Here is a 24,968-nt window from a genome sequence, read left to right as displayed (position 1 = left end):
CCCCACACCCGCCCATCGCGGAGCAAACTATCCCTATGAGCACCACGCTCAACACGGATTGCGCGATCGTCGGCGGTGGGCCTGCCGGACTCGTGCTGGCGCTCGCGCTTGTGCGCCGAGGCATCCGGGTCGTCGTTCTCGAGAAGCACGCCGACTTCCTGCGTGATTTTCGGGGCGACACCATCCACCCCTCCACACAAGACCTGCTCGTGCAGTTCGGGCTGCTCGACGAGTTCCTCACGAGGCCACACGATGACATGGCTCGCGCCACGTTCAGCTGGTACGGCACCGAACTGACGCTTGCGGACTTCACCCGCCTGCCCACCCGCCGCAAGGTCATGACCTTCATGCCACAGTGGGACTTTCTCGATCTGATCGCAGACGCTGCGTCGCGGCATCCGGGATTCACACTCCTCCGGGAGGCCCGCGTCGACGGGCCGATCCGCGACGGCGACCGCATCGTCGGGGTCACCGGAACCGCGCCGGACGGCGAGGTCTCGGTGTACGCACGCCTCGTCGTCGATGCCTCCGGGCGCGACTCCGACATCCGAGCCGCAGCAGGACTCGCCCCCAAGGGTGTCGCCTCGGCGATGGATGTGCTCTGGTTCCGCATCGTCAAAACTGCAGGCGAGCGGTACCCGTTCATCCAGGCCGGCTCCGGACTCATCATCACGATCGACCGGGGCGACTTCTTTCAGATCGCCCACGTGATCCCCGCTGGCACCTGGCGCGGCACGGATGCTGACCTCGCCGCGATGAAAGATCGCATCGCGCGTATCTCGCCGAGCATGGCCGCCTCCGTCAGCAGGGTCGTCACATCTGATGTGCGCCTGCTTCGGGTGCGCCTCGAGCGGCTGCGCCGCTGGTTCACCGACGGGATGCTCTGCATGGGCGACTCCGCACACGCGATGTCGCCGGCGGGCGGGGTCGGTATCAACCTCGCGATTCAGGATGCCGTGGCCACAGCCCGCATCCTCGGACCCGTACTGCGTGAGGGCATCCCGACACCCGCCGACCTACGACGTGTGCAGCGACGCCGCAACTGGCCGACCAGGATCACCCAGTTCGTGCAGCGTCGGATGCAGGGGCCTCTGCTCGCGGAACGCGAGTCAGACGCGCCGCTACCGTTCGTGCTGCGGATGCTGCGCGACCACTCCCGACTCACCCACGTCACCGGCCGTTTCATCGGCCTCGGCGCGCGGCCGGAGAGGCTCTGACCTACTCGCCCCGACAGGGGCCGACTCCCTGAGTCCGTCGGCCCCTACTGCGGTGGCTGCGCCTTACGGCTGAACGAACACCTCGTCAGCCAGCATCCCGGGGCGAACCCGGATCAGCGCGGTCTCGCCGTCAGGCACGAGGAATGCCGCAGATCCGGTGGCGGATGCGCCGGTGTACAGCTCGTCCAATCCGATGGGGTCGGTGAGCAGCACCAGCGCGTCGTAGCTGTTGACGACGTTTCCAGCGCTGGTGACCAAAGCGATTCCGACCTCGGCGGACAGGCCCGACTCAGAGCCCGTGTAGGTGACCGTGTAGTTGATGACTTCGTAGTGCGAACCTGCCGGAGCGGCTTCGTTGAACTCGTTCGCACCGCTCACAACGGGGTTGCCATCGGTCGTGTAGCTGTTCACCACGACAGTCCAGTCGTCGGAGCTGATCTGAGACGCCAGCGGGTAGGGGTTCTCGCGCGTGCCCTGATCGGCGGATGCCGCAGATTCTTCTTCGGTCGCGGTCTCAGCGTCTTCATCGGTCGTCTGCGTGACCGTGGTCTCGCCGCTGCTGATCTCATCCAGTGCTTCGCCCGCTGCCGTGAGCACGACGGCGAAGAACACGATGAATCCGACGATCGTTCCGATGATCGACACGATCAGACCGACGATGCCCATCCACTTGCGGTCGCCCTTGAGGAACAGCGACACGATGCTGAGCACGAAGGCGATCGGCAGCAGAATCCAACCGACGACCAGCGCGCCGGGGATGCACGCGAAGATGAAGCCCACAGCGGCGACGATGAGCGCGACCAGCGCGACGACGTTGTTCTTCTTCGGCTCGGCACCCTGCACGCCCGCGGGCGGCATGGGCGGAGGCATCTGCTGCGGCGAAGGCGCTGCGGGAGGGGTGGGAACGGACATGTGATTCTCCTCTTGGAGTGGGCATGGAGCGCCGGCGTGCCCCACGACGGATGCCGCGGAGCGCCAGAATCACAACGATATCGGTGGCAGCAGACATAGCGCGCGAGGCCGCTTTCCACCCTTCGACCTGCCAGTTCGCAGGCTGGCGGGAGAGCTGCACGCTCGCAGCATCAGGCATTTGCGATGATGGGTCTGCCCGGCGGCGATTCGCCGGGCAGAGCGGAGCCTGAAATTGAGCGGTGCACCTGAGCGCGTCTCGCGCGCAGAGCAGAAGAGGCGCACGCGCGACGCCCTGATCTTCGCGGCCCGCGGCCTGTTCGTCGCGCAGGGCTACTCAGCGACGACGGCAGACGCGATCGCGAAAGCCGCGAACGTCTCGCGAGCGACCTTCTATCTCTATTTCCGCTCGAAGGCCGAGATCATCATCGAGCAGATGCGCGCGGTTGAGCCCGAGATCCTCGCCGACTTCCGCAAGCTCGCCGAGATCCCCGCAGAGCAGGATGCGCTGGAAGCCTGGCTCCGCGAGCACGCGGCGACCTGGCGCCGCCACCAGATGGAGTTCAGCGCGATCGTGCAGGCCATGGCCGCCGAACCCTCGGTCGCTGACGAGTGGTTCGAGGAGTACGGACGCATCGTCGCCGAACTGCCAGAGCTCGTCACCCGCCTCATCGAATCGGGGCTCGACGAAGAACGCGCTCAGGCTCGACTGATCGCCGTCGCGATGACGATCGACCGCGCCTTCTACTTCGGCATCATCAGGGATCGGCCGGACTTCCTCGACGCGATCATCGCTGAGATCGCCTCGACACTCGCGTTCGGATTGACGGTGCGCGCATAGCTTTGGGTAGACACGTGTCTATCAAGTGAGCTACTCTCTCGGAGATGCACGGCGCCGACGCCGTGCCCGACAGAGAGTTGAGACGATGACGTCCTCCGACATCGCTCCACCGGCAGTGGCCGGCGGAAAGACCCGCGACACCACCCCCACCGCATTCCTCCCCTGGCGCCGTGCCGGCCTGGCAATGGCCCTCACCTTCTCGTTGCTGCAGCTGCTCAACGAGGTCGGCGCCATGATGGCCATCCCGCTCTACGGCTCGATGAGCAACGATCTCGCTCTGAGTCCAGGCCAGGCCACCTGGGCGCTGATGAGCACGACCATCTTCGGCGCAGCGACGATCGCCCTGCTGTCGAAGGCGGGCGACATCTACGGCCACCGCCGTCTGATGGTGATCTCGGTGCTCGGCATCGCGTTGGGCTTCGTGATCTCGGCCCTCGCGCCGAACTTCATCGTGCTCGTGATCGGCCGTGCCCTCACTGGCACGATGGCCGGTCAAGCGCTGTGCATCGGCATCCTCAACGCCCGACTGTCGGTGGGCGACCGCACCCGTGCGGTCGCGATCATCGCTGGCGGCCAGGCCATCGGCATCTTCGTCGCCTTTGCCTTCGGCGGCATGATCGTCGAGTTCGGCGGCACCTGGCGTGGCGCTTTCTGGATCGGCGGTCTGCTGACCGCCCTGAGCCTGGTCGCCTTCCTCATCTGGGGCAAGGACTCGGATGCTCGTGTGCGCAGCGCCGGCACTCGCCAGCGCATTGAGGTCGGCGGCGTGCTGCTGCTGGGCGTCGGGCTCACCCTGCTCTGCATCGGCATCGCTCAGTCCACGACGTGGGGTCTGGCCTCTCCCGCGACGCTGCTCACCGTGCTCGGTGGTGCTGCGGTGCTGGCCGCATCGTTCTTCGTCGAGTCGAAGGCGAAGAACCCGCTGCTCGACGTGCGCTCGCTACTCGGACGCAACCTGACCCCCGCCTACCTCGTCTTCCTGACGCTCGGGGTGTGCGGGATGCTGCTCTACAACCTCACCCTCACGCTCCTTCAGGTGCCGGGCGACCCGGTGAGTGTCGGTTTTGGGCTCAGCCCGCTACAGGCCGCCTTCGTCTTCCTGCCGATGACGCTCGCAGGGCTCGTCGCGGCCAAGACTGTGCCGATCATCGTGCGCCGCACCTCTGCAGGCGTCACCCTCGTGATCGGCGGGCTGCTGCTCATGGCTGCCTTCACCGCACTGCGCTTCGGGCACGCCTCGCTCGCAGTGATCGTCGTCGCGATCCTGGTCTTCGGATACGGCTACACCGCGCTGCTGACGACGGCGCTGTCTGTCATCACGGCCGAGGCGCCGAAGGAGACCGCCGCAGGCACAGCGTCGCTGTACGTGTCGATGGCGCTCGCGGCATCCTCGTTGGGTGGGGCGATCTTCGCAGCCCTGCAGGCGACGAACTCGGTGCCGATCGAGGGTGGCGCGCTGCCCACGGCAGGGCTGTTCGACACCGGCTATCTCATTGCTGCTGGCGCGACGCTCGTCGCAATCGTCTGTGGTCTCGTGATCCGTCCGACCACGCTCGCAGACACCGTCGTCACGCACTGAGAATCTCGCCGGTCTGCCACATTCACTAGACACATGTCTAGTGAATGTGGCAGACTCATCTCACGGTCAGGTAGACCGTCACTATCGCTCGAGGAGGAGCACATGACATTCGAGGGCACCGTCGCACTTGTCACCGGGGCTGGCTCCGGGATGGGACTTGCCACTGTTCGCGCGCTGCACGCCGCGGGCGCCACCGTCTACGGACTGGACATCTCGCCGAGCGTCGCCGACGCTCTTGCCGACCTGGACCGTGCCACCGGCCTTGCCGTCGACATCTCTGACAGCGCCGCCGTGCAGGCTGCCTTCGAACGCGTAGAGTCCGAGCAGGGCCGCCTCGACGTCCTCGTCAACGCCGCAGGGGTCAACGCTCCGAACCGTGCAGCGCTCGATGCGCTCAACGACGAGAACCGCAAGATCTTCGATGCGATGAAGGCCGGCCGCAAGCACGACTCCGAGTTCTTCGAGTTCGTCACCGACGAGGACTTCGACCGCGTCATGCGCATCAACCTCTACGGCACCTTCTACACGATGCGTGCAGCGGTGCCGCTCATGAAGCGGGGCGGCGCAGGCTCCATCATCAACTTCTCCTCTGCCGCAGCCCTCATGGGGGTCACGATGCCCGCCTACTACCCGGCCTCCAAGGCCGCAGTGCTCGGTCTCACCCGCGAGGCCGCCGCAGAGCTCGCTCCCTTCGGCATCCGCGTCAACGCGCTGGCTCCCGGCGCGATCGACACCCCGCTTTTCCGCCAGAGCGACGAAGAGTTCGCCGATTTCCTCATCGGCATGCAGCCGATCCGCCGCGCCGCCCAGCCCGAGGAGATCGCCGAGATGGTGCTCTTCCTCGCCGGACCCTCGGCCTCATACCTGACCGGTCAGACGATCTCGCCCTCGGGCGGGCTCGTGATGGTCTGAGCGGAGCATCCGATGACCATTCCCGTCTCGCACACCAGTACCGCTGACGTCGTCACCCGCGACGACATCGACCCGCGCGCAATCGAACGCTTCACCGCCGAGATCACCTCCGACATCGAACACGGCGCCTACGACGGCGTGCACGTGATCCTCGCCCGCGGCGGCGAGAAGGTGCTCGACACCACGATCGGCTGGTCCGAGCGCGCGGCCGGACGTGAGATGCGCTCGGACGACGTGTTCCGCGTGCTCTCGCTGACGAAGGCGTTCACGAACCTCATGGCGCTGCGCGCCATCGGCGAGGGCAAGCTCTCGCTCTCGACCAGGGTCGTCGACCTCATCCCCGAGTTCCTCGGCACCGATCCATTCCGGATGCTGCGCAAAGACCGCATCAACCTCATCCACCTGCTCACGCACCGCTCCGGCCTCACCCCGACGCCGAACCCCGGCCTCGGCCCCGACGGCTTCGGCGTGCTCGCCGACGTCATTCAGGCGCTCGGCGGCGTGGACGTGCTGTTCGAGCCGGGGGAGAACCTCAACTACGCACCGGCCATCAACCACGCCCTGATGGGCGAGATGGTCCGCCGTGCCTATGGTGCGGAGTCGTTCGGCGCACTCGCGCAGGAGCTGATCTTCCGTCCGCTCGGCATGAGCGACACCTCGTTCGGGCTGCCTGCGGCACTCGCTGATCGCGCCGTTCCGCTGAAGGCCTATCTCCCCGAGGGCGGCTTCCTGCAGCCGAGCGACATCGAAGTTCTCAACGACGTGATCACCGCGGATGCCGAGATGCCCTGGGTGGGCTCGGTCTCCACCGCCGATGACGTGCACGCGTTCGCCGAGTGGCTGCGCCGCCGAGGAGAGCACAACGGCGAACACCTCGTCGCGCCCGCGATCCTCGATCAGGCCACCACGCTGCAGACCGGTGAGATGCCCAACGACCTCTACGCCGAGATGGCGAAGGCGCGCGGCTGGGAGATCCCGAAGGGCAACTTCGGCCTCGGATTCTCGCTCTCGGGCACCGGCACCGCGCCGAGCTTCTTCGGGCCCTTCACCTCTCCGCGCACGCACGGCAACTACGGTGCCGGCTCATCGCTGTTCTGGGTCGATCCAGAGCGCGACTTCACCTTCACCTTCCTCTCTGCCGGAGTCATGGAAGAGAGCGAGAACGTCGCGCGCTTCCAGAAGCTGTCGACGATGGCGATCGCCGCCGCCCTCTGACCGGCACCCGAAATCACCCGAGAACGACGGAGTTCGACATGACCGACATCCTCACCGCACCCGTAGCCACGGAACGCCCCGTGGCCGCCACCTTCGACGCCATGAGCGACGACTACTACCGCGACCCCGCCGCGCACTTCGCCGCTGTGCGCGACGAGAATCCGGTGTTCTGGTACGACTGGCTGAACGCCTGGATCGTCACGCGTCGCGACGACGTACTGACCGTCCTCGGCGACTGGACCGAGTTCTCGTCCGCCGGAAACACCGCGACGATCGATGTGCCGGAGCGCTTCCAGCACATCGTGCCGCCGGGCCTTATGGCACAGCTCATCGTCGGCATGGACCCCGACGAGCACACCCTGCACCGCAACATCGCCCTGCGCGGGTTCACGAAGGCGCGCATGGAAGAGCTGCGTCCGCAGATCGAGGAGCGCGCGCACCGCATCCTCGACAAGATCCAGCAGCAGGGCTCGGCGAACATCATGGCCGAGTACTGCCTCGACCTGACGACACAGACGCTGCTCGCGCACCTCGGCCTGGGCTGGGAGTACGACGACCTCATGCGCCGTCTTCGCGGCGACATGGGCCGGGTGCTCTCCTCTGCGCAGGAGGAGATGCCCGCCGACGTCATCGACGAGGTGTGGGAGGGCTTCTCGGGCGCGTTCGCCGAGATGAGCGCCGTGGTCGCCGAGCGCCGTGAGAACCCTGGCACCGACTTCATCAGCGAGATGGCTGTGCAGCGCGGCGCGGATGGCGACTACGCACTGACCGTGCCGCAGATCGCCATCAAGATCTGCGAGTTCGCGATGGCCGGCACCGACAGCACCGCCCAGGCGATGACCAACGCCATTCTCTTCCTCAGCCAGAAGCCGCAGTACATCGACGAGGCCATTGCCGAGCCGTCGCTGTGGGCCAATGTCTTCGAAGAGACCGTGCGCCGTCGCCCTTCGGCGCCGTTCGCCTCCCGCCAGGCCATGCGTGACATGGAGCTCTCGGGTGTGCAGATCGCCAAGGGCGACATGATCTGGGTCGCGCTCGCCAGCGCCAACACCGAGGCGGCGCACCACGACGCGCCCTTCGACTTCGACATCCACCGCGAGAATCCCACCGATCACCTCGCCTTCACGATGGGTCGCCACACCTGTCTCGGTCAGGAGCTCGCCCGCGTGCAGGGTGCGACAGGCCTCAAGGTGCTCTTCGAGCGCCTGCCGTCGTTGCGCCCCGAGCAGGACTTCCCGCTCGAGTTCATCAAGATGGCGCTCCTCCCAGTGCGCACGAGCCTGCCGGTCGTGTGGGATGTCGCCGACATCGAAAAGGCCAAGAAGAATGTCAAGCGCGACATGAGTCTCACGATCGCGAGCAAGACGGATGCCGCCGACAGTGTCGCAGCGCTCACGCTGCGGCATCCGGACGGCGACGTCCTTCCCGAGTGGCTGCCCGGCGCGCACGTCGACGTGGCTGTTCCTGTCGCGGGCGGTGGCGTGGTCGTGCGGCAGTACTCGCTGTCGTCGTCTCCGAACGAGCGCAACCAGTGGCGCCTCGGCATCCTGCGTGAGGTGAACGGCCGCGGAGGATCGCTGGCTGTGCACGACGCACTGGCTGCGGGTGACAGCATCCGGGTCGGATGGCCGCGCAACAACTTCCACTTCCTTCCTTCGAAGCGCTACGTGTTCGTCGCCGGCGGCATCGGCATCACGCCCATGCTGCCGATGATCGCGGCGGCAGAGGCCGCCGGCGCCGAGTGGGAGCTGCACTACGGCGGCCGCTCGCGCAGGTCGATGGCCTTCGTCGACGAGCTCGAATCCTACGGCGACCGGGCGCGCCTGGTTCCGCAGGATGAGTTCGGGCACCTCGATCTGGCGGGGATCTTCGCCGAGGTCGCCGCCGACACGCTGGTCTACGCGTGCGGACCCGAACCGCTGCTCAAGGCACTCGATGGAGCCCTCGCGCACTGGCCCGAGGACACCCTGCACACCGAGCGCTTCGCGCCCAAGAAGATCGAGCGCACCAGCCCCGACACCGAGTTCGAGGTCGAGTTCGCGACGTCGGGTCGAGTTGTGACCGTTCCGGTGGGGGTATCGATTCTGGATGCTGCCGAAAAGGCCGGCCTCACCACGATGTCGTCGTGCCGGGAGGGCACCTGCGGTACGTGCGAGACCCCGATCCTCAGCGGTGAGGCCGATCACCGCGACTCGATCCTCACTCCGAAGGAGCAGCAGCGCGGCGAGTCCATGATGATCTGCGTGTCGCGTGCCATGGGCAACTGCCCGCGGCTCGTGCTCGATGCCTGAGCGGCAGTCATGTACCTCGAGTGGAGCATCAAGCTCAGCCTTCTGCTGTACGTCACGTCATCGCCGGGCGGTGCTGTGCGCGCCGATGGCGTGACGTCGCAGAACGGGCAGTTCCGGTTTCCGCTGGACTCTTGCGCTGAGGGCGAGTACGTGACGACCGGATCGGTCGCGCTGTTCGCCCACCACGGGATGCCGATCACGTCACTCGAATCGCTGCGCGCGTATCGTTCGACAGATGGCTCCTGGCTGCTCGCGACCTCGCCGGGTGGGCAGGCTGTGGATGCTTTCGCGCTCAGCGCCCCGCGGGAAGAGGGCGGAGACATTGTGTTCGATCAGGTGGCACTGACTCCAGCGGGCGCCGAGCTGTTCGGCGGCTATTACGCGGTGGGGGAAGTGTTCGACCCGATCACGGTGCACCGCTCGGCGTGAGCGGGGTGAGCGCCGGGGAACGCTGACACCGATACGGTCGTACACGTGTCTGGTTCCCCCACCCTCGACCCGGCCCTGCGCCGGGCCCGCGTCGGCGTCGCGCTGCTGTTCCTCACGAACGGGGCACTGTTCGCCAACATCCTGCCGCGCTACCCCGAGATCAAAGCATCCCTCGGTCTGGATGCCGCAGCCTACGGCCTCGCGATCGCAGCGTTTCCCGCTGGTGCGATCATCGCGGGTCTTGCGGCGGCGATGTTCATCCGCCGATTCGGCTCCGCGAAGGTCGCGGTCGCCGGAACCATCATCACCAGCCTCGGCATCCTCGCCGCAGGGCTCTCGCCGCACGTGCTGCTGTTCGCGCTCGGCCTGCTGATCGGGGGCGCAGCGGATGCCATCACTGACGTCGCGCAGAACGCCCACGGTCTGCGTGTGCAGCGCGGCTACGGCCGTTCGATCATCAACTCCTTCCACGCCACCTGGTCGATCGGTGCGGTGCTCGGCGGATCGATGGCGGCCGTCGCGATCGCGACGGGTCTGCCCATCGGCATCCATCTGATCATCTCCGCTGTGATCTTCTGCGTCGTCTCGCTCATCGCCCTGCGACTGTGCCTGCCGGGCCGCGATCGCGAGACCGACGAGGAAGCGATCGCCGGCGGCGAAGAGGTCGGAGGTGCGCTGCAGCGCATCACCGCGAAGACCGTCATCATCATCGTCGCGCTCGTGCTGATCTCGATCGCGGGCGCTCTCGTCGAAGATGCCGGGATGTCGTGGGCGACGCTCTATCTCGGCTCGTCGCTCGGCGCCCCCGCAGCCCTCGCCGCGACCGGATACATCGCCCTTGTCGGCGCGCAGTTCATCGGACGCATCGTCGGCGACTCGCTCACCGACCGCTTCGGTCAGCGTGCGGTCGCGATCTTCGGTGGGCTCATCGCCTCCGTCGGCATGGGGCTCGCTCTCGCGTTCCCCTCGATTCCGGGAACCATCATCGGATTCGCGGCCGCCGGATACGGGGTCGCCACCCTCATTCCGGCCGCCATGCAGGTCGCCGATGACCTGCCCGGTCTCAAACACGGCGCGGGCCTCACGATCGTGTCGTGGTTGCTGCGCCTCGGCTTCCTCTTCTCACCGCCCATCGTCGGACTCGTCGCCGACAACGCTGGATTGCGCGCGGGGCTGCTCGTCGTGCCGATCGCCGGAGTCGTCGCAGTGCTGTTCGCGTGGGCGCTGCAGGGGCGGGTGAAGCCGACCCGGTAACGCGATCGGCGGCCCCGTGCTGGGTAGGCTGACCGCATGCCCACCTCCGCACCACGCGTCATCCATACCGGGCAGGCCCTGGTCGATCTGACCATCGAGATTCCCGACCTGCCCGCGCGCGGACAGAACGTGATGGCCTCCTCCGTTGCACAGTACGCGGGCGGAGCGGTCACCGTGCTGCTCGCCGCCGCTCGTCTCGGCGCAGAGTGCGTGCATGCCGGTTCGCTCGGCGCGGGTCCGCACGGCGATGTGATCCGTGCCGCGCTCGCCGCGGACGGCATCGAGGCATCGGCGCCGGTCGTCACCACTCAAGACACCGGGGTGTGCGTGGTGCTGGTCGAACCGAGTGCGGAGCGTACCTTCGTCACCACGCTTGGTGCCGAGCGTGAGATCACCGTCGATTCCCTCTCGACCGCTGATGTTCGCGCCGGAGATCTGGTGTGCGTCACCGGGTACTCGCTCGCTGTCGAGCAGACCCGAGCCCCGCTGCTGGAGTGGCTGACCTCCCTCCCGGAGGAGGCGGTCGTCGTGCTCGACCCCGGAGCCGCATTCGTCGCTCTCCCCGTCGAGGTGCGCGATGCGATGCTCGCCTGCACGGATATCTGGACGAGCAATGCCGAAGAAGCCACCGATCTTCTGGCCGTGCGTGGTGTGGCTGTCGAAGCATCCGACCGCGAGATCGTCGCGCAGGCGCGCGCCCTCGCGCCGGTGATGCGATCGGATGCTGTCGTGATCGTCCGCGACGGAGCCGAAGGCTGCGCGGTGTACGTTGCCGGCGAGACGACGTATGTGCCGGGCTTTCCGCAGACTCCGATCGACACCAACGGCGCCGGCGATACGCATACCGGTGCGCTGCTCGCCGGCATCGCAGAGGGGGCCGCGTGGGTCGAAGCGTGTCGCAGAGCCAACGCCACGGCGGCGATAAAGGTGACCAGGCGTGGGCCGACGACCGCCCCGACCGCTGCTGAGGTCGAGGAGTTCCTGCGGACGCAGTGACGAGCGCGGGAAACCCGGACTTCCTTAACGACACATAGCGATATATCGTTAACTCCACGATTTCAGGAGGTCAACATGAACGGTTCATTCCCTGCCGGCGGTTTCGGATCTGGCTCGCCCTTCGGCGGATCAGGCTCGCCCTTCGGTGGCCCAGGCGGCCCGGGGGCGGCGATCTTCGATGCGCTCGATCAGCTCCGCAAATCCTTCGAGCCGCGTCCGGCCGGCTCCACGCGCATGGCGCGCGGCGACGTCCGCGCGGCGGTGCTCTCGCTGCTCGCCGAGGAGCCCATGCACGGCTACCAGATCATCCGCGAGATCGAGGATCGCTCTGGCGGATCGTGGAAGCCGAGCGCGGGCTCGGTCTACCCGACCCTGCAGCTGCTTGCCGACGAGGGGCTCGTCTCTGCGGATGAGCAGAACGGACGCAAGACGTACTCGCTGACCGAAGCGGGTCGCGCCGTGGCTGATGACGAGGCGGATGCTCCGGCACCGTGGAAGTCCAGCGGCCGCACAGGCGAGAGCGTGCACCGGCACACGGCGCTGGCGAAGGCCGGCGTTGATCTGGCCGGCGCGGCTGCGCAGCTCGGCCGAACTGGCAGTTCCGAGCAGCTCGATGCTGCTGTCGAGGTCCTCGACGACGCCCGTCGTAAGCTGTACGCGATCCTTGCCCAGGACTGATCAGCAGAGGGGCGCCATGGTCGTCGAGCAATCCGTGCGGCCCCACCGTGCTCGCTATCGACGCATCCTGAGGTTCGCCTCCGTGCAGCTGGTGCAGCTGTGGTGGTTCGAGCTCGTCCTGCCCCGTGTGGGGTTCGCCGGCATCAGTGAGCGCACCCGCACTGACCGGATGCGCCGACTCGCCGAGCGTTTCCATGTGCTCGCTGTCGACCTCGGCGGGCTGATGATCAAGGTCGGTCAGTTTCTCTCCTCACGCATGGATGTGCTGCCTCCGGAGATCACCGAAGAGCTCGCCGGTCTGCAGGACGAGGTGCCGCCGGTGCCGTTCGCCGACATCAAGGAGCGCGTCGAGACCGAGCTCGGGGTTCCTCTCGAGCGCGCATACGCGTGGTTCGACGAGGTGCCGCTGGCCGCGGCATCCCTCGGCCAGGCGCATCGCGCACGCCTCTCCGATCGCGACGCCGACGACGCAGGATTCGCCGACGTCGTCGTCAAGGTGCAGCGGCCCGGCATCGACGACATCATCGCCGTCGACCTCGCGGCCCTTCGCAAGGTGGGCGGGTGGTTGCGCCGGATCCGGATGGTGTCAGACCGAGTGGATGCTCCGGCCCTCGTCGAAGAATTCGCGCAGACCAGTCTCGAGGAGATCGACTACCTCCACGAGGCCGCCAATGCGGAGCGGTTCGCGGAGAACTTCGCCGACGACGATCGGGTTGCGGCGCCCGCCGTGGCATGGGAGCGCACCACGAGGCGGCTGCTCACGCTCTCGGATGTCACCGCGATCAAGATCAATGACATCGAGGCGCTGCGCGGCGCCGGCATCGACCCGGTCGAGGTGGCGCAGGCATTCGCTGCGGCCATGTTCGAGCAGGTGTTCACGCACAGCTTCTTCCACGCCGATCCGCACCCGGGCAACATCTTCGTCACACCCATGCCGGGCGGCGACTGGCGCCTCACGTTCATCGATTTCGGGATGATGGGTGAGGTGCCGGAGGGCTTGCGAAGCGGGCTGCGCGGACTCGTCATCGCGGTTGCGTCCCGCGACGGCACGCGTCTCGTCGAGGCAGTGCAGGAGGTCGGTGTGCTGCTGCCGTCCGCCGACACCAAGAGCTTCGAGCGCGCGGTGACTCAGCTGTTCGCGCGTTTCGGCGGGATGGGCTTCGCCGAGCTGAGCACGGTTGATCCCCGGGAGTTCCGGGACTTCGCGCACGAGTTCGGTGACACGATCCGCTCACTGCCGTTCCAGCTCCCAGAGGGCATGCTGCTGCTGTTTCGTGCAGTGTCGCTGACCTCCGGAATGTGCAGTGGTCTCGATCCGAGATTCAACGTCTGGGATGCGGTGGAGCCGTTCGCCGGCCAACTGCTGCGCGATGAGTCAGGCAACACGCTGAAGGATGTCGCCCAGAGCGCCTGGGGCTCGGTCGGTACGGCGGCTCGGCTGCCCGGGCGCATCGACTCCGTCATCACCGACATCGAAGCGGGCATCGTCTCGTTCGACACCTCGCGGCTCGAGCACCGCATGGACGCGCTCATCCGGATCGGTCTGCGCGTGGTCTCAGGGGTGCTGTTCGCGGGGCTCGCGATCGGTGGAGCGCTACTGCTCGGTCCTGCGCCTCCGCTGGGAATCGTGCTGCTCTCGGTATCGATCGTCCCTCTTGCGCATGCTGTCCTCGCAGGGCTTTTCGGGGGTTCTCCGCGCAACGGAGCGCGGCATCACCGAGAGTCGTAGTCTGGCCCTATGGACCTGCAAGACCTTCTGGATGCCATGAACGCTGGTCAGACGATCACCGGAGATTCGCCCCTGCACGAGGTCATGCATCTCGCCAGTCAGCGGGCGCAGCGCATCACCGGTGAGCTCAACGGTGGCTATCACGAGCCCGCCCGAGTGCGCGAGCTGCTGTCGGAGCTGATCGGCGATCCTGTCGACGAGACAGTGACGCTCTTCCCGCCGTTCACTTCGGACTTCGGGCAGAACATCACACTCGGCAAGCGGATCTTCCTCAATTCCGGTTGCAGGTTCCAGGATCAGGGCGGCATCACTATCGGCGACGACTGCCTCGTCGGCCATAATGTCGTCATCGCCACGCTCAACCACGACCTCGCGCCGAGTCATCGCGCCGATATGCATCCGGCGCCGGTTGTCATCGGTCGAAACGTCTGGATCGGCGCGAATGCGACGATCCTCCCCGGTGTGACGATCGGCGAGGATGCGGTGGTCGGGGCAGCATCCGTCGTCACGAAGGATGTGCCTGCCGGCGCGATCGTCGTCGGATCGCCGGCGCGGTTCGTGCGGTCTGTTCCGCGCTGATGATTTGCGGATCTGCACTTGCGATTTGTGGTTTTGCACTGGCGGCCACGACGGGTGCAGAGGTCTCCGTGCCCCTGATCTCTGGTGCCGTGCTCGCCATGCTTTCCGGCATCGCTGGCGCGATCGCGACGACACGCTTTTCTGAAGCGTTTTCTATCTGAAGTCGTTTTCGCATCCGTGCCAGGATGACTGACATGGGTACCCCTGGTGATCAGTCCACATCCTCCGAGGCTCACCGCGACGGGCAGCCGAAGACCGGAAGCGTTCCGCAACGCGCGGTGGCGAAATCCACGGATGCTGCGCGAAAGATCGTGCACGACCTGTCGGTGGCGCCGCCTCGCGGTCTTCACCCGGCGCTGATCCCTGGTGTCTCGGTTGAGTCGACGGGGCGCACCTACCGGACTGATCCGCTCGTCTTCGGCATCGCGATCACGCTGATGCTCGCCTTCATCGCGTGGGGCGTGTTCGCCGGCGACAACCTCGCGGGCACCAGCGCCACCGTGCTCGACTGGGTCCTCGACTACTTCGGTGTCTTCTTCACCGTCATCGCCACCATCGTGCTCTTCTTCATGTTGTTCATCGGGTTCAGCAAGTTCGGGCGCATTCCGCTCGGTCGCGATGACGAAGTTCCCGAGTACTCGATGTTCTCGTGGATCTCGATGCTCTTCGCTGCAGGCATGGGCATCGGTCTGGTGTTCTGGGGCGCTGCCGAGCCGCTCACGATGTTCGAGTCGCCGCCTCCGGGAACGGTCGAGGCGAGCACTCTCGACGCCATGCACACCGCGCAGGTGCAGGTGCTCTATCACTGGGGTCCGCAGGCGTGGGCCTTCTACGCACTGGTCGGCGGCGCGATCGCATACGGCGCATACCGCCGCGGCCGCACCCCGCTCATCTCATCGATCTTCGCCCCGCTGCTGGGCGAGAACCGCACCACCGGTCCCATCGGTCGAATCATCGATATCTTCGCGATCATCGTGACGCTGTTCGGCACTGCGGCGTCTCTCGGCCTCGGTGCTCTGCAGATCGGTCACGGGATCGAGATCGTCACGGGCATTGGCGAAGTGGGCAACGGCATCCTCGTCGCCGTCATCGCGGTGCTCACCGCGTGCTTCATCGCATCCGCCGTGTCGGGTGTCTCCAAGGGCATTCGCGCGCTTTCGAACATCAACGGGATCGCCGCTCTCGTGCTGGCGATCTTCGTCTTCTTCGTCGGCCCGACGATGCTGATCCTCAACGTGCTGCCGGCAGTGGCGGTGCAGTTCATCGGCGATCTTCCGACGCTGATCGGACGCTCTGCATCGCAGGGCGTCGAGGCCGAGGACTTCCTCGCGGGCTGGACGATCTTCTACTGGGCGTGGTGGATTTCGTGGTCGCCCTTCGTCGGCATGTTCATCGCCAAGATCTCTCGCGGCCGCACGCTTCGCCAGTTCGTATCGGTCGTCATCCTGGTGCCGTCGGTCATCTCGCTGTTCTGGTTCGCGATCTTCGGCACGACGGCGATCGATCAGCAGATGAATGGGGCGGGTCTGGTCACTGATCCACCCGAGCAGGTGCTGTTCGACGTGCTCGGAAACCTACCCTTCCCTATGGTCACCAGCATCGGTCTCATCCTGCTCATCGCGATCTTTTTCATCACCGGCGCCGACTCCTCGTCGCTCGTGATGGGAACCCTCTCGCAGCAGGGTCGGCCGGAACCGGCGCGGTGGGTCTCAGCTACCTGGGGAACCCTCGTCGGCGTCATCGCGGCTGTGCTGCTCGTCTCGGGCGCAGAGGGGAGCGGGTTGAAGTCTCTTCAGAACGTCACGATCGTGGCGGCGCTGCCGTTCGCGATCATCATGGCCTTCATGATGATCGCGCTCATGAAGGACCTGCGTCGAGATCCGCTCATTCTCCGCGACCGTTACGCCCGAATGGCGGTGCGGCACAGCGTGCGCACCGGGCTCGAGGAGTACGGCGATGACTTCGCGCTCGTGCCTGTGGAGTACGACCACTCCGAGGATGACATCGCGTGGGTTGCCGAGGACGACGTCGACGAGAGCCTTGCCGAGGTGTACGAGGCGGCGACGGAGGCGGTGGACATCATTCTGGATGCTGACGGGCTGGATGCTGCGGACCAACGAGCCGCGGATCAGGCAGGAGAGGCGTAGCCGAACTGGCTCCTCGTCATGCGGTCGAAGGTGTGGTCAGCGCGGTGGCCACGACCGCGCTCCAAGATCACGGGAGATATTGCGTGCCGCGTCGCGTAATTGACCTTCTACTGTTCGTGGCGGCGGAAACTGCTCCGAAGGCAACACGATGGACAGGGCGGCGATGACTCGGCCGCCCTCGTCCGTCACTGGAACGGCCATCGAAGACTCGCCGAGCAGGGCTTCCTCGTTCTCGACCGCGTGAGCATTGCGCCGAACTTCTCTGAGTTCGTCTGCGAGTGCGCCGGGGTCGGTATTCGTGTCGCCGGTCAAATCCGCGAGGTGCCGCCCCAAGACGTCGTCGCGCATGTCTTCGTCGTACGCGAGCAGAATTTTTCCGAGGGCGGAAGCATGGGCAGGGAGAGCCAGCCCCGTTTCCGGCATCTGTTCGCTGCCGTCGGGGCGCCTGTCGTGGTGGATGAGTAGTACATCGCCGCGCAGATTCACCCCCAAGCGCGTCGCGGCCCCGGAGCTGCGCGACAACTCATGCATCCAGCGTATGGCCCGCGAGCGAACGTCGAGTGTGTCGAGGTAGACGCTCGACAACTTCAGCAGCGCAGGCCCAAGAACATAACGATTTCCTGTCGGTTCCTGCGCGACCAAGCCATGCACTTGAAGTGATTTCACGAGCCCGTGAACAGTCGATGGTGGTAGGTCAAGCGCAGCGGCCAGCTCGCTGATTCCGAGTTTTCGTGCGCCTTGGAGTAGGTCGAGGATTCGCGCGGCACGGTCGATTGACTGAATCATCGGCTGCTCCTTTCTTTCCAGATGGGCCTCTGATGGCCATTCAATTCATTCTCGCGTCTTGACAACGACATGGCACTTCGGCACTATTCGATATTAACGAATGTGATTCGACACTATCGAATCACGATTACCGAGACAACACACAACCCTGTTCAAAGGAGAACGCGCGTTATGGATGACAACCGCACATGGCAGAAGCTTGCCGCCGAGTTCCTGGGCACCGCCTTCCTCGTCTTCGTCGGCGTCGGCTCAGTGCCGGCGCTCGCGATGGCTCGGGGTGATCAACCGTTCAGCGGCGCGGATCTCGGATTCATCGCTCTGGCCTTCGGCACCGTCGTCGTTGGCACGGTGTATGTCTTCGGATATATCTCGGGTAACCACATCAACCCCGCAGTTACCGTTGCCCTCGCCGTGGCAGGGAAGTTCCCATGGAAAGACGTCCCCGGCTACATCATCGCTCAGGTGCTCGGCGCCGTGGTCGGCGCGTTCGCGATCGTCGCCGTGCTTGGTCAAAGGGCCAGCGAGCTCGGGCTGGGCGTCGCGTCGTATGGCGAGATCTCAATCGGGCAGGCGTTCGCCGCGGAGTTCGTGGGAACCTTCATCCTTGTGTTCACCGTGTTTGGGGTCATCCACCGCAAGGCAGCCCCGGGGTTTGCGGGACTGGTCATCGGGCTCATCGTGTTCGCCGCGATCATCCCGGTCGCGCCGGTCACCGGCGCATCCATCAACCCGGCACGCACAACCGGCCCGATGTTCGTCCAGTGGGCTCTCGGCGGTCAGGTCGCGTGGGAGCAATGGCCGGTGTACATCATCGCCGAGCTAGTTGCAGGTGTAGCGGCAGCGGCGCTGTTTACAGTAGTGTCGCGGACCAGTGCTGACCGCACCTCGCTTACCGAGGCGCTCACAGAGCAGGAGACCCGCGCATGAAAAAGCTCGTCAACAGCCCAGCCACGGTCCTACAGGACGCACTCCGCGGGGTAGCGGTTGCGCATCCAGAACTGACTGTGGACTTTGATAGCCGCATCGTTCTCAGCTCCGCACCGCGCGACGGTCGAGTAGCACTCATCTCGGGAGGTGGATCAGGGCACGAGCCGCTTCACAGCGGCTTCGTGGGAGAGGGGATGCTCTCGGCTGCGTGCGTCGGTGAAATCTTCACGTCACCCACACCCGACCAAATGCTCGCCGCCGCCACGCAAACGGACTCTGGCGGCGGGGTCCTCTTCATCGTCAAGAACTACACCGGTGACGTGCTGAACTTCGATATGGCCCGCGAGTTCGCCGAGGAGCAAGGCATACGGGTCGAGTCTGTCGTCGTGGCCGACGACGTCGCCGTCCAAGACTCCACATGGACGGCAGGTCGCCGCGGCGTGGGGACGACGGTTATCGTGGAGAAGGTCGCTGGTGCCGCTGCCGCAGAGGGAAGGACACTTTCCCAGGTCAAGGCAATCGCGGAGAAGGTGGCCGACAATGGGCGGTCCATGGGGGTCGCTCTCACCAGCTGCACCGTTCCCGCGGTCGGCAAGCCCAGCTTCGATCTGCCCGAGGACGAGATGGAGATCGGCGTCGGTATCCACGGCGAGCCCGGCAGAAAGCGTGTGCCGTTGGCGAGCGCGCACGACATCGCTGAAGAGATCGTCGAGTCCATCACATCCGACTATGACTTCACCGGTGCCCCCGTCATCGCACTTCTGACAGGGCTCGGCGGCACGCCTCTCATCGAGCTGTACGCCACATACGGTGAGATTGCTGATGCTCTCAGCGCCCGAGAGATCAGGGTGGCTCGCAGTCTGGTCGGCGATTACGTCACCAGCCTCGACATGGCCGGATGCTCGCTGACACTTGTGCGCGCAGACGACGAGATCCTTCGACTGTGGGATGCTCCTGTGAACACGTCGGCAGTGCGATGGTGACCCCGACCATGAACGATGTGATCACCATTGCGGACCTCGAGGCGTGGCTCCGGCAGTCGGCTGAGGACCTCGACACGAACGCGGACTGGCTGACCGCGTTGGACTCGGCGATTGGTGATGCCGACCACGGCACCAACATGACCCGTGGACTGACGGCAATAGTGACAAGCCTGGACTCGATCTCGTTCACCACAGCCCAGGAACTCCTGAAGTCCGTTGGGATGACGCTCATCTCCACAGTGGGTGGGGCGAGCGGTTCGCTCTACGGGACGTTCTTCCTGGAAATGGGGAAAGCTGTCCCCGCCGTTACCACACTGGATGGTCCCCAGCTCGAGCAGGCGATCCGTGCGGGCATCAGCGGTGTGGTCACTCGCGGGCATGCGGCGGTCGGGGACAAGACCATGGTCGACGCCTTTGAACCGGCCGTTGCGGCATTTTCTCTCTCGCTCGCGCGGGGGCTGCCGATAGCCGACGCTTCTGCTGCCGCTGCAAAGGCAGCCGCAGACGGGCGCGACTCCACTGAGTCGCTGGTCGCGCGCAAAGGGCGCGCCTCATATCTGGGAGACCGAAGCACTGGCCATATCGACCCCGGTTCTGCCTCCGCCACCATCCTGCTCCAGTCTCTGAGCGATGTCCTGGGAAGGAAAAGCGCGTGATTGGAATCGTCATCGTCTCGCACAGTGAGGCGCTCGCACACGCGGCAGTTGAGCTTGCGTTGCAGATGGTTCACGGGGAAGAACCACCGATCCGCGTCGCGTCAGGTGCTGCCGGCGGCTTCGGAACCGACGCGGCGGCGATCGCCGCCGCCCTTGACGAACTCGCCCACACCGACGGCGTCCTCATTATCACCGACCTCGGGTCAGCAATTCTGAGCTCCGAACTGGCGCTGGACCTGCGTTCTAGCACGCGGCCGGTGCTCATCAGCGACGGCCCGTTCGTCGAGGGCACCACGGCAGCTATCGTCAGCGCAGCTGCCGGCGGGACACTGGGCGATATAGCGGAGGAGGCGAGCACCGCCCTCAAAGCGAAGCGACATCCTGCATCCGACGGAGCCGCCCCGGACCGCTCACCGATAGCCGGACGCGTGACAGCGGAAGGGGCGCTCATCAACCCGATGGGGATTCACTCCCGTCCGGCAGCGATGCTCGTGAACGCAGCCAACACATTCACCGCCGATATCCAGATCACCAACGCCACCGCCGGGACAGGGCCCGTAAAGGCCAACAGCATGATTGGTCTCCTCTCCCTGGTCGCAACAAAAGACGACGTCATTCGCCTGGAAGCGGACGGACCGGACGCCGCCGAAGCTGTGGCTGCACTGCAACTCCTCGTTCTCGACGGCTTCGGCGAAGTCGCCTAACCACTCCACCCCACACCCATTATTTACACGCAACGACGGGATTATTCGCCATGCCCTCTATCATCCGCCGCCAGTTCATCAACGACTCTCACAGCGTCATCGACGAAGCTCTCGAGGGCTTCTCCTTGACAAACCCGCAGTACGTATCGTGGGACTCAGAAAACAATCTGATCTTCCGACAGAATCGGGCCTCCGGAAAGGTGGGGCTGGTTTCCGGAGGGGGGTCGGGCCATGAGCCACTGCATGCCGGCTTTGTCGGAACCGGAATGCTTGACGTCGCCGTATGCGGTGCTGTTTTCGCGAGCCCCACTGCCGGTCAGGTCCACGCAGGCACCACGCTGGCCGACAGCGGCGCCGGCGTCGTCCAGATCGTGAAGAACTACACCGGCGACGTCCTTAATTTTCAGATCGCGGCGTCCCTGGCCGAGGACGACGGTCTGAAAGTCGAAGACATCCTCGTCAACGACGACCTCGCATCCGACACTGACGATGACGGCCCCGGTCGGCGCGGTACTGCAGCAGTCGTCACGGTAGAAAAGCTGGTCGGCGCGCTTGCCGAACGCGGCGCACCCCTGAATGTCGTGACCAAGGTCGGAAGGGAGATCGTCGACCGCTCACGGAGCCTCGCTATTGCGCTGGATGCCGGAGCGCACCCCGGTGATGCGCACGCAGCATTCGAACTCGAAGGACACGAGGTCGAGTTTGGTGTCGGTATCCATGGTGAGCGTGGCACCGGCCGTATCGAGTTCGCGAAGGTGGACGAACTCGTTGAGCAGATCGTCACTCCTCTGGCGAACAGCCTCGAGTTGGTGCGTGGAGACGCCGTCATTGCCCTCGTCAATGGACTGGGCGGTGCCTACCCGATCGAACTCAGCATCGCCGCACGTCAAGTGCACCGCCTGCTCGGAGCGCGCGGCGTCACCGTCGCCCGATCCCTGGCCGGTTCCTACGTGACCTCGCTCGACATGCATGGATTGTCGGTCACGCTCACCGTAGTTAGTGATGAGCACATTGAGCTGTGGGACGAGCCGGTGCTCACCCCCACGTTCACCTGGTAACACCCCCGGAAAAGAGAGACGAATGACTGACAACATCAACGGCAGCGTCGCGTACGCGTGGATCACCCGATTCCACAACCAGTTCGCGAGCACGCAGGACTACCTCACGAATCTAGACCGGCTCGCCGGTGACGGCGACTTCGGTGGGAACATCGCTTCGGCGCTAGACCGCACTCGTCGCGCGTTGCCTGCCAGCGACGAGGCGACCTACGCAACCGTCTTCGCGGCCGCCTCCACGGGCTTCATGGCAACAGGCGGCACCAGCGGCCCGTTGTTCGGAATGTGGTTCAGGGAGATTTCGAAGGCTGGCGATACAGACGCCGTGAACGTCGTTGCCATTGCCGAAGGCGTCGCCAACGGGCTCGAGGTCGTTCAGAAATTGGGCGGTGCACGTGTAGGAGACAACACGATGATTGACGCCCTCGAGCCAGCATCGCTCGCCCTCACGGATGCCGCGGGCCGAGGTTTGTCGGTGTGCGACGCGCTCACCGCGGCGGCGAACGCCGCTCGGATCGGTGCGGAGTCCACGAGTGAACTCGTCGCCGCCAGGGGCCGGGCGAGCTACGTCGGTGAGCTGGCAAGAGGTGTTCTGGACCCGGGGGCCGTGACCATTGCTCTTTTCTTTGAGGCTGGCGCCAACGCCGCAGGCGCCTCAAGAGAGTGGGCGCCGGTCGTCTCCGCTGTCAACTGACTGCCGCCCAGCGGGACTGCGAGTCCCCGAACGACGTTCGGCGGCATGCCCGGATGGCTGGGGTGCCCGCTTACGGGGGCGGGCTGGCCGGCCGGCCTCCACATCTGAAAGGAGCAACGCCATCACAACACTCACAGCAGCCGACCGCAACGTCGGCATGGAACTGGTCAGAGCCACCGAAGTCGCTGCTATCAGCGCGCATGCTTGGATCGGCCGAGGAGACAAGAACAGGGCGGACGGCGCCGCCGTGGACGCCATGCGCGCTTTCCTCTCCACCCTCGACGTGGATGGTCTCATCGTCATAGGTGAAGGCGAGAAAGACGAAGCCCCCATGCTGTACCGGGGCGAGCGAGTTGGCACCGGCCGAGGCCCCCGCCTGGACATCGCAGTCGACCCTATCGATGGGACCACGCTGACAGCAGCCGGCATGCCCAACGCTCTGTCTGTCATTGCGGCAGCCGACGGCGGTTCGATGATCGACGCTTCCGAAGCCTTCTATATGACGAAAATCGTCACGAACTCTGACGGAAACGGGGTCGTGCACCTTGACCAGACCGTGGCAGAGAACATCGCCGCGCTCGCGGCCGCCAAACATAAACCCGTCTCGGCAATGCAGGTTGCGATCCTCAACCGCCCTCGACACGCCAGCTTGGTTGAGGAGGTCCGTGCGACCGGCGCTCGCACGCGTCTCATTTCCGACGGTGACGTAGCAGCTGGCATAAACGCTGCCATGGACACGTCGCCGGTCGACATGGCCATCGGTGTCGGAGGAAGCCCGGAAGGGGTCGCGACCGCTTGCGCTATCAAAGCTCTTGACGGCTACATGCAAGTGCGGATGCTACGCAACGACACTCGTCGAGCCGCACGCGATCTCGATTACGAGCGCATTTGGGAGGCGGGGGACCTTGTACAAGGCGACGCTCTCTTCATCGCTACGGGCGTCACGGACGGTGACCTCCTTTCCGGAGTTCGATACGCCGACACCGTGATCCGCACCGAAAGCCTGATCCTGCGTAGCCACACCCGGACAGTCCGACGCATCATTGCTGAGCATCGTGCCGATAGATGGGGCCAATGAACGCTCATCTTGGAATCAGTCTGGCTGCTGTCGGACGGCCCGCGTACATCACCACTGGCAGGGCATTCCCGACAAGAAATGTCGGAAACGCGGTGAGATGACACTAAGTGTCACGCAGAACCACGATTCTTGGGTGCCGCCGGGCGTCTTTACCGTGACACTTTCCATCATTGGCGCTCGACGAGGATGCCGTGCGGGTGAGCAGCTCGGGACCACAGTCATTGGAGACGCAGTCCTAATGTGAAGTCATGGCTGACCATGAAGAGCGGTATCTGAGCACACTGCGGGCGTTTGTGCTCCGTGCCCGACGCATCCGGGCACACTCGCTGTCCAAGGATGCTGCGTTGCTTCAGAAGTTGGTCAACCCCACGGTGACCGTTCAACTCAACCCGGAGAACGGCGAGACCACCCTTACATGGACCCTGCCGCCCGAAGAGCAGGTAGAGAGCGCTGCTGCCCGAGTGAGACCACTCATCCTCAACGACGAGGACACCTTTCACGCCAAGGTGATGAACGCGATCTCCTACTTCGCGAACAAGGCGAAGCTCCCTGAGGTCAACATCGAATCCATCCGTGCGCTCAAGCAGCAGTGGGCGAGGGTGAATCCGAAAGCGGACAGCAACGGATACTACGAAGTGCGCGTTCAGAGTAACGATGATCCCGAGACTCAGATTGGTGACAACGCTTTAGCGTTCTCATGGATTTACGGCGATGTCGTTCACGCGGACCCGGAGAGACGAGCGCAGGGGCAAGTCTTCGGAGTAGATGAGCGCTACCGTGCCGCTGTGCCGGTGGTGGTTCGGTTGCTGATGCTCGGGATGACAACGCTCACCTTCGTTGAGACTCTTCACGCGAACGGCACTATCCCCGACCTTGGCAACGTCTTCGATGAGGACGTCGTGTATGACGAGGCAACATCTGCCGTCAAGACTCACGTGTACTTGGCTGAGTACGGCGAGGATGGGAAGCTCCCTGAGGCTCCTGCGATGGGCGAAGAGTTCGGGGAAGATTGGAAGTCCTTCCAAGAGGTCTTCGGCGCACTGGTGCCGTCACATGACGCGGAGGACGAAGAACCGGCAGAAGAACAGGGCGCCTGAAGCCCCCATACACTGCGGGGTATGGCTATCACCTCTCTTACCCCCGGTCAGTCGTATGTTGGCTTGCTGATCGACGGTGTGACCGGCACCCCCTACACAGGCGCAACGTTGCGAATGGAAGACCGGGGTCCAGTGGTCGACGTGCCCTACATCTCGCACGACGAGACCGGGACTGCTGACGGTTTAGTTGACTCCAACGCTGTGAGGATTTC

The 24,968-nt window shown here is 65.1% G+C and carries 24 protein-coding genes; 22 read left to right on the top strand and 2 right to left on the bottom strand.

Going from position 1 to position 24,968, the window contains the following annotated elements:
• The first annotated feature begins 35 nt into the window (after positions 1 to 35).
• The gene (locus tag ACTU6U_RS12955; RefSeq protein ID WP_443469528.1) at positions 36 to 1,217 is read left to right on the top strand and encodes an FAD-dependent oxidoreductase; all 1,182 of its coding nucleotides are present in this window, start codon (positions 36 to 38) and stop codon (positions 1,215 to 1,217) included.
• Positions 1,218 to 1,280: 63 nt separating this feature from the next.
• Here the strand turns inward: ACTU6U_RS12955 and ACTU6U_RS12950 are convergent, their stop codons facing one another.
• Complete coding sequence (locus ACTU6U_RS12950; protein ID WP_443469527.1) at positions 1,281 to 2,129, bottom strand: hypothetical protein; 849 nt, start codon at positions 2,127 to 2,129, stop codon at positions 1,281 to 1,283.
• A 232-nt stretch (positions 2,130 to 2,361) separates the two neighbouring features.
• Between ACTU6U_RS12950 and ACTU6U_RS12945 the strand changes: the two genes are divergently transcribed.
• From ACTU6U_RS12945 to ACTU6U_RS12890, 12 genes are all read left to right on the top strand, one after another.
• The gene (locus tag ACTU6U_RS12945; protein ID WP_443469526.1) at positions 2,362 to 2,967 is read left to right on the top strand and encodes a TetR/AcrR family transcriptional regulator; all 606 of its coding nucleotides are present in this window, start codon (positions 2,362 to 2,364) and stop codon (positions 2,965 to 2,967) included.
• Between the two features lie 85 nt (positions 2,968 to 3,052).
• Positions 3,053 to 4,546, top strand: coding sequence for an MFS transporter (locus ACTU6U_RS12940; protein ID WP_443469525.1), 1,494 nt, complete (start codon positions 3,053 to 3,055; stop codon positions 4,544 to 4,546).
• A gap of 102 nt (positions 4,547 to 4,648) precedes the next feature.
• Positions 4,649 to 5,458, top strand: coding sequence for an SDR family NAD(P)-dependent oxidoreductase (locus tag ACTU6U_RS12935; protein WP_443469524.1), 810 nt, complete (start codon positions 4,649 to 4,651; stop codon positions 5,456 to 5,458).
• 12 nt (positions 5,459 to 5,470) lie between these two features.
• Positions 5,471 to 6,673: a serine hydrolase domain-containing protein gene (locus tag ACTU6U_RS12930; protein ID WP_443469523.1), complete on the top strand. Its 1,203-nt coding sequence runs from the start codon at positions 5,471 to 5,473 to the stop codon at positions 6,671 to 6,673.
• A 38-nt stretch (positions 6,674 to 6,711) separates the two neighbouring features.
• On the top strand, positions 6,712 to 8,964 hold the full coding sequence (locus tag ACTU6U_RS12925) for a cytochrome P450 (protein ID WP_443469522.1): 2,253 nt from the start codon (positions 6,712 to 6,714) through the stop codon (positions 8,962 to 8,964).
• 9 nt (positions 8,965 to 8,973) lie between these two features.
• A complete protein-coding gene (locus tag ACTU6U_RS12920; RefSeq protein WP_443469521.1) occupies positions 8,974 to 9,393 on the top strand; it encodes an HtaA domain-containing protein in 420 nt (139 codons plus the stop codon).
• 45 nt (positions 9,394 to 9,438) lie between these two features.
• Entirely contained in the window at positions 9,439 to 10,647 is a 1,209-nt protein-coding gene (locus ACTU6U_RS12915) for an MFS transporter (protein ID WP_443469520.1), read from the top strand.
• 36 nt (positions 10,648 to 10,683) lie between these two features.
• Positions 10,684 to 11,643, top strand: a complete 960-nt coding sequence (locus ACTU6U_RS12910) for a PfkB family carbohydrate kinase (RefSeq protein ID WP_443469519.1) — start codon at positions 10,684 to 10,686, stop codon at positions 11,641 to 11,643.
• A 75-nt stretch (positions 11,644 to 11,718) separates the two neighbouring features.
• Positions 11,719 to 12,321 (top strand): PadR family transcriptional regulator, encoded by a 603-nt coding sequence (locus ACTU6U_RS12905; RefSeq protein WP_443469518.1) that lies wholly within the window; start codon positions 11,719 to 11,721, stop codon positions 12,319 to 12,321.
• 16 nt (positions 12,322 to 12,337) lie between these two features.
• Entirely contained in the window at positions 12,338 to 14,050 is a 1,713-nt protein-coding gene (locus ACTU6U_RS12900) for an ABC1 kinase family protein (RefSeq protein WP_443469517.1), read from the top strand.
• A gap of 9 nt (positions 14,051 to 14,059) precedes the next feature.
• Positions 14,060 to 14,629: a sugar O-acetyltransferase gene (locus tag ACTU6U_RS12895; RefSeq protein WP_443469516.1), complete on the top strand. Its 570-nt coding sequence runs from the start codon at positions 14,060 to 14,062 to the stop codon at positions 14,627 to 14,629.
• 194 nt (positions 14,630 to 14,823) lie between these two features.
• Positions 14,824 to 16,776 carry a BCCT family transporter gene (locus ACTU6U_RS12890; protein ID WP_443469515.1) on the top strand — a complete coding sequence of 651 codons (1,953 nt, stop codon included), beginning with the start codon at positions 14,824 to 14,826 and terminating at the stop codon, positions 16,774 to 16,776.
• 36 nt (positions 16,777 to 16,812) lie between these two features.
• Here ACTU6U_RS12890 and ACTU6U_RS12885 read toward each other — a convergent pair whose 3' ends face one another.
• Positions 16,813 to 17,562 carry an IclR family transcriptional regulator gene (locus tag ACTU6U_RS12885; protein WP_443469514.1) on the bottom strand — a complete coding sequence of 250 codons (750 nt, stop codon included), beginning with the start codon at positions 17,560 to 17,562 and terminating at the stop codon, positions 16,813 to 16,815.
• 171 nt (positions 17,563 to 17,733) lie between these two features.
• Between ACTU6U_RS12885 and ACTU6U_RS12880 the strand changes: the two genes are divergently transcribed.
• The 9 genes from ACTU6U_RS12880 to ACTU6U_RS12840 form a co-directional block, all read left to right on the top strand.
• Positions 17,734 to 18,489: an MIP/aquaporin family protein gene (locus ACTU6U_RS12880; RefSeq protein WP_443469513.1), complete on the top strand. Its 756-nt coding sequence runs from the start codon at positions 17,734 to 17,736 to the stop codon at positions 18,487 to 18,489.
• Positions 18,486 to 19,472 (top strand): dihydroxyacetone kinase subunit DhaK, encoded by a 987-nt coding sequence (dhaK, locus tag ACTU6U_RS12875; RefSeq protein WP_443469512.1) that lies wholly within the window; start codon positions 18,486 to 18,488, stop codon positions 19,470 to 19,472. The genes ACTU6U_RS12880 and dhaK overlap by 4 nt, the downstream gene beginning before the upstream one ends.
• A gap of 8 nt (positions 19,473 to 19,480) precedes the next feature.
• Positions 19,481 to 20,128, top strand: a complete 648-nt coding sequence (gene dhaL, locus ACTU6U_RS12870) for a dihydroxyacetone kinase subunit DhaL (protein ID WP_443469511.1) — start codon at positions 19,481 to 19,483, stop codon at positions 20,126 to 20,128.
• Positions 20,125 to 20,832 (top strand): HPr family phosphocarrier protein, encoded by a 708-nt coding sequence (locus tag ACTU6U_RS12865; protein ID WP_443469510.1) that lies wholly within the window; start codon positions 20,125 to 20,127, stop codon positions 20,830 to 20,832. Before dhaL (ACTU6U_RS12870) ends, ACTU6U_RS12865 begins: the two co-directional genes overlap by 4 nt.
• A gap of 50 nt (positions 20,833 to 20,882) precedes the next feature.
• Positions 20,883 to 21,890 (top strand): dihydroxyacetone kinase subunit DhaK, encoded by a 1,008-nt coding sequence (locus tag ACTU6U_RS12860; RefSeq protein ID WP_443469509.1) that lies wholly within the window; start codon positions 20,883 to 20,885, stop codon positions 21,888 to 21,890.
• A 22-nt stretch (positions 21,891 to 21,912) separates the two neighbouring features.
• Positions 21,913 to 22,581, top strand: a complete 669-nt coding sequence (gene dhaL / locus ACTU6U_RS12855) for a dihydroxyacetone kinase subunit DhaL (RefSeq protein ID WP_443469508.1) — start codon at positions 21,913 to 21,915, stop codon at positions 22,579 to 22,581.
• 157 nt (positions 22,582 to 22,738) lie between these two features.
• Complete coding sequence (gene glpX / locus ACTU6U_RS12850; protein WP_443469507.1) at positions 22,739 to 23,659, top strand: class II fructose-bisphosphatase; 921 nt, start codon at positions 22,739 to 22,741, stop codon at positions 23,657 to 23,659.
• Between the two features lie 248 nt (positions 23,660 to 23,907).
• Complete coding sequence (locus ACTU6U_RS12845) at positions 23,908 to 24,756, top strand: hypothetical protein (RefSeq protein WP_443469506.1); 849 nt, start codon at positions 23,908 to 23,910, stop codon at positions 24,754 to 24,756.
• Between the two features lie 21 nt (positions 24,757 to 24,777).
• On the top strand, positions 24,778 to 24,968 hold a 191-nt coding region (locus ACTU6U_RS12840; RefSeq protein WP_443469505.1), incomplete at its 3' end, for a hypothetical protein.

The organism is Microbacterium zouquanmingi, from assembly GCF_052266695.1.
Taxonomy (GTDB): domain Bacteria; phylum Actinomycetota; class Actinomycetes; order Actinomycetales; family Microbacteriaceae; genus Microbacterium.
The sequence above is the reverse complement of the archived record's forward strand: the minus strand, read 5'-3'. Positions and strand labels throughout refer to the sequence as shown.